The organism is Citrobacter sp. XT1-2-2, from assembly GCF_023516235.1.
GTDB lineage: Bacteria > Pseudomonadota > Gammaproteobacteria > Enterobacterales > Enterobacteriaceae > Citrobacter > Citrobacter werkmanii.
Map to the genome: position 1 here is coordinate 264394 of NZ_CP097324.1, position 13975 is coordinate 278368.

Genomic DNA, 13975 nt, shown 5'->3' on the forward strand with positions numbered 1-13975 from the left:
TGCACAGGAAGATCTGCGATCGTTCAGCGTAAATCAGCCACCAGCGCATCGACTACGTACACTCACAGCGGCGCTCCCATCCGCTGAGAACGGAAAAATGGCTCATGGCGACCTGTTTTTGTAATGATTTATTAACATATGTGCTACAAGTCACAGAATCAACGATGAGGCAAAAAGTCGCTTTGACACGCTTTCCCTTACCTTCTAGAGTGGAAAAATACAGATTTTAGATAAGAGACTATCTGTGAAATTAAGATGGTCTCTTATTGCATTTTTTTAGCTAATGGCGACCTTCTTCCGAATATTATGAAGGGGAAAGCCATGTCCGCATGCTCATTCTCAAATCCGATAAAAATCCGTGGCGTTGATGATGTTATCAATTGCATCGACTCTCGCGGAAAAATCAGTGGCAGAGCCGGTGTTATTTGGTGGTTGGCATTAGGTGGCCTGTTCCTTGATGCTTTTTCAAATTCAGCTCTTAGTGCTGGATTAAATCCAATGACCCGCAATTTAAATCTGAGCGCAACTGAAGTTGCGTTACTTACCTCATTTTCATCGTGGGTTGCCATATTATTTAACCCTATTGGCGGCTGGATTGCCGATCGCTGGGGGCGTGTACCACCGCTGATAATCGCCAAAATAATGGCGGTGATTGGTGCGCTGTTAGTGATGTCATCCTCCAGTTTCAGCACCATAATCGTGGGCCGCTTCTTTGTTGGCGTGTCTTACGGGATGGATTTTGCCGTGGCCATGGCGATGCTGGCAGAGTTCACGCCAGTGAAACTAAAAAGCCGTTTAAACACCTGGCAAGGGGTCTGGTATGTTGCGGTTTGTTTAAATCTGGCATTAGCGCTGATGTTTTATTCCTGGGATGTTGGGGATGCTATCTGGCGTTATTCTATTGCCGTGACAGCGTTATGTGGACTCATCGTACTTTTTTTCCAGTTCCGTTATTTAGTAGAAAGTCCGGTATGGTTGGCGAGAAAATCACGGCTTTCTGATGCTGTGATCGCTATGAATAAAATATACGGTGATAATTTTATTCTGGCGCCAAAAGCGGAGCAAAAACCTGTCATTGGGCAAGCAGAAAAAGGAGCGAGAAATGTACTGCTAATATTCCGTGGCGTATATTTACCGCGTACGATTCTGGCTTCTACGGTTCAGATCTGCCAGTCAATCCAGTATTTTGGCGTCGGCTGGTATTTGCCGGTTATTAGTGCCGCGATGTTCGGTAAAAACTTTGTGTACGCAACCTTGTGTTCACTATTTTTTAACGTATTTGGTATTGTTGGTGGTTTCTTGTCTCCTGCAATCGGTCGTCGTCTTGGCTTGCGCCGCTCTTCGGCGATCGGTTTTGCCGTGGCTTTTCTCGTACTGCTCACGCTGGGACTGTTCAGCGACAGTATGCCGCTGTGGGCCTCTTTGCTGGTTCCCGCGTTGTTTATTCTTTGTCACTCAGGTGGACCCGGTGCAAACGGGAAAAGCCTTTCATCCCTCTCTTTTCGCAGTGAACTGCGGGCAGGCGCAAATGGCGTGGTCGGTGCGCTCGGGGCAATAGGTGCGGCGCTCGGTCTGTTTATCTTCCCCGTTTTCCGTGATCTCTACGGCTTGCAAACGACCTTCCTGATCATGTCCGCCGTGCCGTTGTTCGCCAGCATCGTCTGCTTTGTGATCCCATGGGATCCCACTCGCACCACGATTCAGCCGGATAACGAGCCTGGCGCCCCGCAGTTTGAATCACCCCATTCACCTTATCCCGAGTCGATGGCCCCGGAATCAAACAGGAGTACGAAATGATTGAATATGAAGATGTCATTCTGGCTATTGATGAAGGTACATCAGGTACGCGTGCGGCAGTTGTGGGGCGAAATAGCCAGGTCCACTGTCTTGAATACCAGCCGCTTCAGGTCAGTAGCCAGCGCCATGGCGTTGTTGAACAAGATGCTGATGAAATTTTGCAGGCCACTATTGCGGTGTGTCGTACAGCGATTGCCAATGCGCAGCACAGCAAGATGCGTATTGTGGCGCTGGCGATTGCGACGCAACGTTCAACGGCGGTGCTCTGGGATGCAATCACTGGCAAGGCGCTGGCGCCTGCGATGGTCTGGCAGGATGCGCGTTTTACGGATGAGCTGGCGCGACTTGCCCCCGAATGGGATGCGAAACTGCTGCCAGTAATTGGACGACCGGTTGGGATACGTTCACCTTACCTCTGGGCGTCATACCATATCGCCAATACACCGGCAGTGAAGAGGGCGCACCAGGCTGGAACCCTGGTTTTTGGCACCGTTGACAGTTGGTTGCTCTGGCATCTGGCGGAAGAAAAAAAATGTGTCACCACCCCCACCAACGCCACCTCTGCGGGCGCGTATTGCCTCAACGAGCATCAGTACCATTTGCCATGGCTGCAGACTCTGAAGTTCCCGACGTCATTGCTGCCTGAATTGCACGATGATACCGATGATTTTGGCTCTACGCGTGAAGATATTCTCGGGATCAGCGTCCCGATCCGGGCTTGCGCCGGGGATCAGTTTGCGGGGGCCATTGGGCTGGGTTGCACTGAGCGCGGGCAGGCGTTGTGTATGCATGGGACCGGCAGCTTTGTTGATTTAATGATGGGGCCGACGGTGCCGACATTGAAAAAAAGCTGTGAAAGTACGCTCTCCATGACCGCGCGCCGACAAAAAGGACGCTCGCACTTCTCTGTAGAAACATTCGTCCCGACGACCGGTTCGGCCCTGAACTGGGTGTGCGAAAAGCTGCGCTGGTTCGACTCACCCGAGCAAATCAGCGAGCTGGCTGCACAGGCTAATGATTCTGGCGGCGTGAGTTTCATTCCAGCATTAACGGGGCTGCGTGTTCCTCATTTGCAGCCGCATGCCCGCGCCTCGCTTAACGGTATTTCAATCTCGACCACACGTCCGCAGGTGGCCTACGCCATTCTGGAAGGCATTGCGCATTCGGTAGCCGCCTGTATGCGCGCCAATGAAGCGGCAACCGGCATCGCAACGCAAGAGCTGGTGGTAGGCGGCGGGTTGTCCAATAGCGACACGTTATTGCAAATCCAGGCCGATGTTAGCGGGATCCCCGTACGGCGGATGGCCGAAACGGCGAGGGCCAGCTTACGCGGCGCGGCGTTTCTGGCGGGAGCCGATGGGCTGCTGTGGGATTCGTTGTCTGATGCCTGCGCCGCGCTGAAAACGGCGCGTCTGTTTGAACCCAAAATCAGTCATGACCTTCGCGAACAAAAAATCAACCGCTGGGAGATGCGTATTGCGCTCGAAATGGAAACCGCCAGCAGCCTCACTACCGCTAATCAGGAGCACGCCGACTCATGAAGTTTTTCCCTTCGCGAAAGCCAAACAAAACACGCAGTGATATGTACGGCGCCGAACCGTTGCGTCTTCAGCGTCCTGAGCAACTGGAGCGACTGGAAAGCGAAACCTACGACATTCTGATTGTCGGCGGCGGAGTGACGGGGGCCTATGCGGCGCTGGATGCCAGCTTGCGCGGCTATCGGGTCGCGTTAATTGAGAAGAGTGATTTTGCCTCGGGGACGTCATCCAAGTCATCAAAAATGGTGCACGGCGGCCTGCGTTACATCGAGCAAGGGAACCTCGGACTGGTACGTCATTCTTTGCTCGAGCGCCAGCGCATGCGCCGCAATGCTCGCCATCTGGTGCAGCGGCTGCCCTTTTTATTTCCGGTACTCGATAAGAATGGCGTGTTTGATAAACGCATGTCCTCTGCGTTTGAAAGTCTGCTCTGGACCTACGATCTCGCCGGGGGATGGCGGGAAGGTATTCTTCACCAAAAATTAACTCCGGCGGAAGTGTTATCGCACTGCCCAACGCTGAAAGAAGAGCAACTCTCCGGCGGCTTTATGTATTTCGATGCCCGTGTTGATGACGCCAGGTTAACGCTGGCCCTGGTGCGGACGGCGGCGTTTCATGGGGCGACGGTAACAAACCATGCCGAAGTCATCGAAACCACACGCGACCAGCATGGCAAGGTCAATGGGGGCATCGTGTATGCCGATGGCAGGGAAATCCGGGTCAAAGCGCGGGTGGTCATTATGGCGACGGGTGTCTGGTTGCGTGACTGGAGTGGGCTGAAAAAAGGGGAATCATCGCCGCTGAATATCCGTCCGGCGAAGGGGGTTCATGTCGCCATCCCGTGGATGAAAATTCGCAATGATTGCACGGTGACCATTCCGGTGGCCGGACGCAGTCGGCGCGCGACCATTACGCGCTGGGGCAACGTCTCCTATCTGGGCACCACGGATGAAGACTATCAGGGCGATTTGAACGATGTTCACTGCAATCGCACTGAACTGGACTTTCTGCTGGAAGGCGCAAACTCGGCGCTGAAAACGGATCTGCGCCCGGAAGATGTGGTGGGAAGTATCGCTGGTTGCCGCCCGCTTGTCGGTACCGCGGGCGGCAAAACCGTTGAGATGAAGCGTAACCATGAGATCAGGGTTGCAGCGGACGGACTGATTACCATTGTCGGCGGCAAACTGACGACATCGCGCCACATGGCGGAAGAAACCATTGATGCGGCCAGCAAAATACTGGGCCGTAAAAAAGCCTGCTCAACGAAAACTGCGTATTTGCTGGGCGCGGCTGGCTATGACCCACAGGCCATTCTGGCCTCTGGCGGCCTGTCTGCGCATCTGGGCGAGCGCTATGGCACTGAAGCGCATTTTGTCAGTGACATTATTCAGGCCGATCCCTCGCTGGTTAAACCTATCGTGGAAGGGCTTCCCTACACCGAAGCGGAAGTGGTGTATGCCGTACGCCATGAGCTTGCCAGCACCGTTGATGATGTGCTGTCGCGTCGAATTCGCGCGCGCCTGATGGCACGCGATGCGTCAGCCATTGCCGCAGAACGCGTTGGGGAAATACTGCAACAAGAACTCCGGTTACAGCCTGAACAGGTGGCAAAACAGGTAGCCAGCTATCAGGCCGCAATTAAACATGAAAAATCAATGCTTATGGGGACATCAGAATGATCAGTAAAGAAGCGATTAAACGTGGTTATAACCGTGGAAACTATACCATTGGCGCACATACTCGCCCCGCATGGGCAACAGATATCACCAGCAGCAATGGCGCAAGAGGAATGCAGGTAGATCCCGTTGCGATTAGCGAAGCGACGTTTGACCGGCTGCGGGTGATTGCTGATGAGGTGCTGACCTCGGAGTCCGATGTGATTACCTGGACCCGCGACTGGTGGGCCGGTTCAATGATTGCGGAAACCCAGGGCGCGCCTGCCACCTCAAAAGGCGTGATTGTACGCGTTTCTACCGTAGAACAGATTCAGGACGTAATGCGCCTCGCCAGTGAATCCGCTTTTCCGGTTACAGTTTCTGCCGGGCGAAGTAACGTTACCGGAGCCGCATTGCCGCTGCGCGGGGGGATTGTGCTCGACGTTTGCGAACTCAACAAATTGCTCGATTTTGACCCACAAAGCCAGATTGTTGAGGTAGAAGCCGGCATGTTTGGCGATATTTTCGAGCAAACTATCCAAAAAGAGTATGGCATGACCATGGGGCACTGGCCGTCATCGTTTGGGATCAGTACCGTCGGCGGTTGGGTCGCCTGTCGCGGTGCGGGACAGCTTTCTACCCGCTACGGAAAAATTGAAGATATGGTTTTTGGCATGGATGTGGTGCTGGCCGATGGGCGCTTAATCACCGTTGGCGGTTATGCACGCAGCGCTATCGGACCTGATTTACAGCAAATGTTTATCGGTTCGGAAGGCACGCTGGGCGTGATAGTACGTGTGCGTTTGAAGCTACATCGTCTGCCGGATTATGGTCGCGCTATCGCCTGGGGTTTTTCCAGCTTCGCCAGTGGGCTGGAGGCGTGTCGCGAAATCTTACAGCATGGCGCTAATCCAGCGGCACTGCGCTTGTACGATAACCTGGAAAGCGGCGTGCAGTTTGGCCTGCCCGAGACCAACGTCCTGTTGATTGCGGATGAGGGAGAACCCGACATTGTCGACGCGGTGCTGGCGATCAGTGAACGTATTTGTCAGCAGAGCGGAGAAGAACTTGACGGTGAATCTATCTTTGAGCGCTGGCTGGATACCCGGTATCTGACGGGAAAAAGCGCCGAAGGCTTTAAGAAAAGCCCCGGCCTGGTGGCGGATACGCTGGAAATGGTGGGGCGTTGGCGCGATCTCAGCGCGGTTTATGATGATGTGGTGGCAGCGATCAACGCCGTACCGGGCACGCTGGCGGGGTCAGCGCATCAGTCCCATGCCTACGTCGACGGCGCATGTCTTTACTTCTCACTGCGTGGCGATGTGCCCGTCGAGCAGCGTGCGGCCTGGTATCGTGCGGCCTGGGACGCGGCAAATGCGGTGCTGATTAAACACAATACTTCCCTTAGCCATCACCATGGCGTCGGGCTGCTCCGTTCCCCCTACATGCAGGCTTCTTTAGGTGAATCGCTGTCGGTTCTGGCTGATATTAAAAAAGCGCTGGATCCGCAAAATATCCTTAACCCGGGCAAGCTGGGCTTAAGCGCTCAGCTTTACGCACATCAGGCAGGTCAATCATGATAAAAAACCTTGGCGTGCTCCTGGCACGCCAGCCCGTCATCATGGCGATTTACGGCATTGAGCAACTGAAAACCGCACTGTCCAGCAAAGCTGAAGTCTGCATCATTGCCAATATCGATCTGATTAAGCTCCAGCCGGTGATCGAACTGCTGTCGAAGGCGGGAAAGTACGTCATCGTGAATATCGACAGTTGTAATGGGCTGTCCCAGGATAAAGGCGGCATTGATTATGTGGCCGAAACGGGGGCGATGGGGTTGCTTTCCACGCGTCTGCAAACCGTACAGCGCGCGAAAAAATGCGGGTTGATCACCATGCAGAAAATCTTCGTCACCGACCGCTCGACCTGGCTACGCAGCCTGAAAGCCGTGGAGCAAAGCGAACCCGATTATGTGCAACTGATGCCTGCGCAGATGCTGCCGTTGCTGCCGCAGGCCGATCGTAATGTGTTGCCGCCGATTGTGGCCTCCGGGTTTGTCTGCAATGAGGAACATGCCCGGACGGCGCTGTTGCACGGCGCGATAGCTGTATCAAGCAGCGACAGCGCGTTATGGGATGTGAATTTGCTACGTTAAACCACCGGGAGCCAAAAATGGAAAACACGCAGCTGTTTGTCGTTGCACATTATTTTGCCCAACCGACGATGGGTCACAAAGTTAACGACGCGCTCAGAATGCTGGCAGAGGCAACGCGTCAGGAGCCTGAAAATATATCGTATGAGTTTTTCCGCTCCACGGAAGACGGCGATCGCTTTGTGATTCTTGAAACCTATCGTTGCGCAGAGGGGCTCGAACTTCATCGGAAAACGGAACATTTTCAACGAATTGGCACTGGCATTATTGCCCCGATGCTGGAGCGTAAAGAGGTGAAAAGCTTTCACATTCCTCCTGATGAACCGCATTGCTAAAAGCTGTCCATTTTTACTGCAAGGAATACCTCAATGAAAAATGTCATGAAGGATTTTGCGTTTACGACGGTAGCGGAAATCATCGTCGAGTGGGCGGGTGCGTCACGGTTAGGGGAGATTCTTCAGCAACGGTTTAGCGCACGTCGTGTATTGCTGGTGACCGATCCCGGTCTGGTCAAGGCTGGGGTTTTGCCACCGGTTCTGCACAGTCTGCACAACGCAGGGTTTCAGGTGACGCTGTATGATCGGGTCCAACCCGATCCACACGAGCGCCTCGTTCGCGAAGCTTTACAGGTTGCCCGCGATGGTAACTGCGAAATGGTTATTGGTCTGGGCGGCGGCTCCTCGCTCGATGTCGCAAAGCTGGTGGCTGTATTAATCAACTCTCAACAAGACCTGCCGGAGCTTTACGGCATCGACAAGGTCGCCGGGAAACGTCTACCGCTGGTTAACATTCCCACCACCGCCGGCACCGGGTCTGAAGTCACCAATATTGCAATTTTGACGACCAACGATGACAGCAAAATGGGCATTGTCTCCCCGCAACTGTATGGCGATTTGGTGCTATTGGATGCGCAACTGACCCTGGGACTTCCTCCTGTCCATACTGCCGCCGCCGGGATAGATGCGATGGTGCATGCGATTGAGGCCTATACCGGCAAGCATAAGAAAAACCCACTCTCGGACGCGCTGGCCCGCGAAGCGTTACGTTTAATCAGTCGCCAACTGGTGACCGCATGCCGTGACGGGCACAACCGTGAAGCGCGAGAAAATGTGCTGCTGGGCGCGATGCTGGCGGGACAGGCTTTTGCTAACTCTCCGGTGGCGGCGGTGCATGCACTGGCTTATCCCTTGGGTGCCAGACACCATATCCCGCACGGCTTGTCGAATGCGCTAATGTTGGTTCCGGTGCTGCAGTTTAACGTGGCGGTAACGGCCCCACTTTATGCCGAGCTGGCTCCCGTCATTGGGGCACAGGTGACAGGAAACGTGGATATCGATGCCCAGTCGTTTATTGCCGGGATGGTAAGCATTATTGCGGCAACCGGGGCGCCCAACAGGCTGCGTGACGTTGGTGTTCCCGCAGACGGTCTGGCGATATTGGCGCAGGATGCCATGCAGCAGACCCGCTTGCTGGGCAATAATCCCGTTACGCTTAATGAAGATGATGCGTTGCGGCTTTACCAGCAGGCTTATTAAACCCAGAACGTGTCCGGTGAGCGGATCACCGGACATGCTTTGTCGGCGGCGATATCCCCACTACAACCGAATAGACATATTGAATCCAGGTGTTAGTATTCAATAGACAGCAGTTATGAGTATGCGTGTTTCATTTCCGGCCAGGAACGCTGATGATGACAACATTACTACCCGATTTCACAGCATTTTCGTCATTCACTTCCTTCGCGGCGCGCGTTGCCTTAACGCCTGCTCGCTCAATGGCCATTGTTTTTCATTCCTTCTCATCCCGGATGGAATCTCCCGCTGAATAGCTGTTCAGTGGGCTTTGTGACACGCAACGTTTGATAACAGGGATTACGGCGGGTCGAATATGGATAAGTTTAAGCGTCATCTGATGTGGTGGGGAGCGGGTGTTCTTGTGGTGGTGGCCGCGATAGCCTGGTGGACGCTGCGCCCTGCGGGAATACCGGAGGGGTTTGCAGCCAGCAACGGCAGAATTGAAGCCACCGAAGTGGATATTGCCACTAAGATTGCCGGGCGTATTGATACCATCCTCGTTTCGGAAGGGCAGTTTGTCCGTCAGGGCGAGGTGCTGGCGAAAATGGATACCCGCGTGCTGCAGGAACAGCGGCTGGAGGCGATCGCGCAAATCAAAGAAGCCGAAAGCGCGGTGGCGGCGGCGCGGGCGTTGCTGGAACAGCGGCAAAGTGAAATGCGCGCCGCGCAGTCGGTGGTAAAACAGCGTGAGGCGGAACTGCAGTCGGTCTCTAAACGTCACGTGCGTTCCCGTTCGCTATCCCAGCGAGGGGCGGTGTCCGAGCAACAACTGGATGACGATCGGGCCGCGGCAGAAAGCGCACGTGCCGCGCTGGAGTCGGCAAAGGCGCAGGTCTCTGCGGCCAAAGCGGCGATTGAAGCCGCTCGTACCAGCATCATTCAGGCGCAGACCCGCGTAGAGGCCGCACAGGCTACCGAACGTCGCATTGCCGCTGATATTGATGACAGCGAGCTGAAAGCTCCGCGCGACGGTCGCGTACAGTATCGCGTAGCCGAACCAGGCGAGGTGCTTTCCGCGGGTGGGCGCGTGCTGAATATGGTCGATCTCAGCGATGTCTACATGACGTTCTTCTTACCTACCGAACAGGCTGGTTTACTGAAGATTGGCGGCGAAGCACGACTGGTGCTGGATGCCGCGCCGGATCTGCGCATTCCGGCGACCATCAGCTTTGTGGCCAGCGTCGCGCAGTTCACGCCGAAAACGGTGGAAACCAGCGATGAACGGCTGAAGCTGATGTTCCGCGTCAAAGCGCGTATCCCGCCAGAGCTGTTGCAGCAGCATCTCGAGTACGTGAAAACCGGTCTGCCGGGCATGGCGTGGGTGCGTGTCGATGAAAATCGCGCCTGGCCTGACGACCTGATGGTGAGGTTGCCGCAATGACGCATCTGGCGCTGGTTCCTGTTCCTCCCGTGGCGCACCTTGACGGCGTGAGTCAGCATTACGGGAAAACGGTCGCGCTGAACAATATCACGCTGGATATTCCTGCCCGTTGCATGGTGGGGTTGATTGGCCCGGATGGCGTGGGGAAATCGAGCTTGTTGTCGCTCATCTCCGGCGCGCGGGTCATTGAACACGGTAACGTGATGGTGCTGGGCGGCGATATGCGCGACCCGCAGCACCGCCGGGATGTCTGCCCGCGCATTGCCTGGATGCCGCAGGGGCTGGGGAAAAACCTGTACCACACGCTGTCGGTATATGAGAACGTCGATTTCTTTGCCCGCCTGTTTGGTCATGATAAAGCGGAGCGCGAAGCGCGGATTACCGAGCTACTGAACAGTACCGGCCTGGCGCCGTTTCGCGATCGTCCTGCCGGGAAACTCTCGGGGGGGATGAAACAAAAACTGGGGCTGTGCTGCGCGTTGATCCACGACCCGGAGCTATTAATTCTCGATGAACCCACCACCGGGGTCGACCCCCTGTCCCGCGCTCAGTTCTGGGATCTGATTGACAGTATTCGCCAGCGCCAGACCAACATGAGCGTGCTGGTTGCGACCGCCTACATGGAAGAAGCCGAGCGCTTTGACTGGCTGGTGGCGATGAACGCCGGGGAAGTGTTAGCCACCGGGAGCGCGCAGCAGCTACGGGAACAAACCGCCAGCGACACGCTGGAGCAGGCGTTTATCGCGCTGTTACCCGAAGCCCAGCGTCAGGCGCACAAACCGGTGGTGATCCCGCCGTATCACGCTGAGCGGGAAGAGATTGCCATTGAGGCGAAAGATTTGACTATGCGCTTCGGCAAGTTCGTCGCCGTTGACCACGTTAACTTTCGCATTCCGCGCGGGGAAATCTTCGGTTTTCTCGGCTCCAATGGCTGCGGCAAATCTACCACCATGAAGATGCTCACAGGACTGCTGCCCGCAAGCGAAGGCGAGGCATGGCTGTTTGGGCAAGCGGTTGATCCGAAGAATATCGATACCCGCCGCCGGGTAGGCTATATGTCACAGGCGTTCTCGCTCTACAGCGAGCTGACCGTGCGGCAAAACCTCGAACTACACGCGCGGCTGTTCCATATCCCTGAGGCAGAAATCCCTGAGCGCGTACAAGAGATGAGCGAGCGCTTTAGCCTGACCGATGTCGAAGACGCGTTGCCCGGCGCGCTGCCGTTGGGGATCCGTCAACGCCTGTCGCTGGCGGTGGCGGTGATTCATCGCCCGGAAATGCTCATTCTTGATGAGCCGACCTCCGGAGTCGATCCGGTGGCGAGGGACATGTTCTGGCAATTGATGGTCGATTTGTCGCGGCAGGATAAAGTGACCATTTTTATCTCCACCCACTTTATGAACGAAGCGGAGCGCTGCGATCGCATGTCGCTGATGCACGCCGGAAAAGTGCTGGCCAGCGGCACGCCGCAGGAACTGGTGAAGCAGCGCGGTGCCGCCAGTCTGGAAGAGGCGTTTATCTCCTGGTTACAGGAGGCCGCAGGCCCGGCGCCGGAGACGACGCTTTCGCAAGCGGATGCGTCGGTGGTACATGAAAATAATCAGCCGCCACGCCAGGGCTTTAGCCTGCGGCGTTTGTTCAGCTACAGCCGGCGTGAAGCGCTGGAGCTGCGACGCGATCCGGTGCGCTCCACGCTGGCGCTGATGGGGACGGTGATCCTGATGCTGATTATGGGCTACGGCATCAGTATGGATGTGGAAAACCTGCGTTTTTCGGTGCTCGATCGTGACCAGACCGTCAGTAGCCAGGCGTGGACGTTGAATCTGGCGGGGTCGCGCTATTTTATCGAGCAGCCGCCGCTCACCAGTTATGACGAACTGGACAAACGGATGCGTTCGGGCGAGGTGGCGGTAGCCATTGAAATCCCGCCCAATTTTGGCCGCGACATCGCGCGTGGAACGCCGGTGAAGATTGGTGTCTGGGTTGATGGGGCGATGCCGAGCCGCGCAGAAACGGTCAGAGGCTATGTACAGGCGATGCACCAGACCTGGCTGCAGGATGTGATGGCGCGTCAGCCCAATGCCAGTGGGAAAAACGGGCTGATGACCATCGAGACGCGCTATCGTTACAACCCGGATGTGAAGAGCCTGCCGGCGATTGTTCCGGCGGTGATCCCGCTGCTGTTGATGATGATTCCCTCCATGCTCAGCGCACTCAGTGTGGTGCGCGAAAAAGAGCTGGGGTCGATTATCAACCTGTACGTTACGCCCACCACCCGCAGCGAGTTTTTGCTCGGCAAACAGTTGCCTTACATCGTGCTGGGAATGCTGAACTTCCTGCTGCTATGTGCGCTGTCGGTGTTTGTCTTCGGCGTCCCACATAAGGGCAGCTTTTTAACGCTGACGCTGGCCGCGCTGCTGTACGTCACCATTGCTACCGGACTGGGCTTGTTAATCTCTACGTTTATGAAAAGCCAGATCGCCGCCATTTTTGGTACGGCGATTATTACGCTGATCCCGGCGACGCAGTTTTCCGGGATGATCGATCCGGTGGCCTCGTTGGAAGGGCCGGGACGCTGGATTGGTGAAATTTATCCGACCAGCCATTTTCTGACCATTGCGCGCGGGACGTTCTCTAAAGCGCTGGATCTGGCGGATCTTTGGCAGCTATTTATCCCGCTGGCAATCGCCATTCCGGTAGTGGTTGGTCTGAGCGTATTACTGCTGAAAAAACAGGAGGGGTGATGCGCCGATTACGCAATATTTATAACCTTGGCATCAAAGAGTTACGCAGTCTGCTGGGTGACAAAGCGATGCTGACGCTGATCGTTTTCGCCTTCACGATTTCGGTTTACTCCTCCGCAACTGTCCTGCCGGGGTCGCTGCATCTGGCGCCGATTGCCATCGCGGATATGGACCAGTCGCAGTTGTCGAACCGGATTGTGAACAGCTTTTATCGCCCGTGGTTTTTGCCGCCGGAGATGATCACCGCCGATGAGATGGATGCCGGGCTGGATGCCGGTCGCTACACCTTCGCCGTGAACATTCCGCCTGATTTTCAGCGTGATGTGCTGGCCGGGCGACAGCCGGATATCCAGGTCAACGTCGATGCCACGCGGATGAGCCAGGCCTTCACCGGCAACAGCTATATCCAGAATATCATTAGCGGTGAAGTGAATAGTTTTGTGGCGCGTTACCGCGACAATAATGAGCCGCCGGTGGCGCTGGAAATGCGCATGCGCTTTAACCCCAATCTGGAGCCAGCCCGCTTTGGCGCGGTAATGGCGATCATCAACAACATCACTATGCTGGCGATTGTGCTTACCGGGTCGGCGCTGATCCGCGAGCGCGAACATGGGACCATTGAGCACCTGCTGGTGATGCCGGTGACACCGTTTGAGATAATGATGGCGAAAATCTGGTCGATGGGACTGGTGGTGCTGGTGGTTTCCGGTCTGTCGCTGATGCTGATGGTAAAAGGCGTGCTCGGGGTGCCAATTGAAGGCTCGATACCGCTGTTTATGCTGGGCGTGGCGCTGAGCCTGTTCGCCACCACCTCGATCGGCATTTTTATGGGTACGCTGGCGCGTTCCATGCCGCAACTGGGGCTGCTGATGATTCTGGTGCTACTGCCGTTACAGATGCTCTCCGGCGGATCCACGCCGCGTGAAAGCATGCCGCAGGCGGTGCAGGACATTATGTTGACCATGCCGACCACCCACTTTGTCAGCCTCGCGCAGGCGATACTTTATCGCGGGGCGGGGTTTAGCATCGTCTGGCCGCAGTTCCTGACGCTGCTGGCGATTGGCGGTGCGTTCTTCCTGATAGCGCTGCTGCGTTTTCGCAAGACGATTGGCACGATGGCGTAATCATCATTGCCGG

The 13975-nt window shown here is 55.7% G+C and carries 10 protein-coding genes; all 10 read left to right on the forward strand.

The genetic code is table 11. The features are described from left to right. The first annotated feature begins 321 nt into the window (after positions 1–321). The 10 genes from M4I31_RS01245 to M4I31_RS01290 all read left to right on the forward strand — a co-directional run bounded on the left by M4I31_RS01245 (position 322) and on the right by M4I31_RS01290 (position 13962). Complete coding sequence (locus tag M4I31_RS01245; protein WP_069323763.1) at positions 322–1797, forward strand: MFS transporter; 1476 nt, start codon at positions 322–324, stop codon at positions 1795–1797. Continuing rightward, on the forward strand, positions 1794–3338 hold the full coding sequence (locus M4I31_RS01250) for an FGGY family carbohydrate kinase (protein WP_085049042.1): 1545 nt from the start codon (positions 1794–1796) through the stop codon (positions 3336–3338). Before M4I31_RS01245 ends, M4I31_RS01250 begins: the two co-directional genes overlap by 4 nt. Beyond that, on the forward strand, positions 3335–5014 hold the full coding sequence (locus tag M4I31_RS01255; RefSeq protein ID WP_085049041.1) for a glycerol-3-phosphate dehydrogenase/oxidase: 1680 nt from the start codon (positions 3335–3337) through the stop codon (positions 5012–5014). The genes M4I31_RS01250 and M4I31_RS01255 overlap by 4 nt, the downstream gene beginning before the upstream one ends. Further along, positions 5011–6570, forward strand: coding sequence for an FAD-binding oxidoreductase (locus M4I31_RS01260; RefSeq protein ID WP_085049040.1), 1560 nt, complete (start codon positions 5011–5013; stop codon positions 6568–6570). Before M4I31_RS01255 ends, M4I31_RS01260 begins: the two co-directional genes overlap by 4 nt. Beyond that, positions 6567–7142 (forward strand): glycerol-3-phosphate responsive antiterminator, encoded by a 576-nt coding sequence (locus M4I31_RS01265; protein ID WP_042311797.1) that lies wholly within the window; start codon positions 6567–6569, stop codon positions 7140–7142. The genes M4I31_RS01260 and M4I31_RS01265 overlap by 4 nt, the downstream gene beginning before the upstream one ends. 17 nt (positions 7143–7159) lie before the next feature. Then, positions 7160–7474: a putative quinol monooxygenase gene (locus M4I31_RS01270; RefSeq protein ID WP_038635050.1), complete on the forward strand. Its 315-nt coding sequence runs from the start codon at positions 7160–7162 to the stop codon at positions 7472–7474. A gap of 33 nt (positions 7475–7507) precedes the next feature. Continuing rightward, the gene (locus M4I31_RS01275) at positions 7508–8674 is read left to right on the forward strand and encodes an iron-containing alcohol dehydrogenase (RefSeq protein WP_085049039.1); all 1167 of its coding nucleotides are present in this window, start codon (positions 7508–7510) and stop codon (positions 8672–8674) included. 352 nt (positions 8675–9026) lie between these two features. Then, positions 9027–10094: an HlyD family secretion protein gene (locus tag M4I31_RS01280; RefSeq protein ID WP_069323767.1), complete on the forward strand. Its 1068-nt coding sequence runs from the start codon at positions 9027–9029 to the stop codon at positions 10092–10094. Further along, positions 10091–12838, forward strand: a complete 2748-nt coding sequence (gene rbbA / locus M4I31_RS01285; protein WP_085049038.1) for a ribosome-associated ATPase/putative transporter RbbA — start codon at positions 10091–10093, stop codon at positions 12836–12838. Before M4I31_RS01280 ends, rbbA begins: the two co-directional genes overlap by 4 nt. After that, positions 12838–13962, forward strand: coding sequence for an ABC transporter permease (locus M4I31_RS01290; RefSeq protein WP_038635040.1), 1125 nt, complete (start codon positions 12838–12840; stop codon positions 13960–13962). Before rbbA ends, M4I31_RS01290 begins: the two co-directional genes overlap by 1 nt. Positions 13963–13975 lie beyond the last annotated feature (13 nt).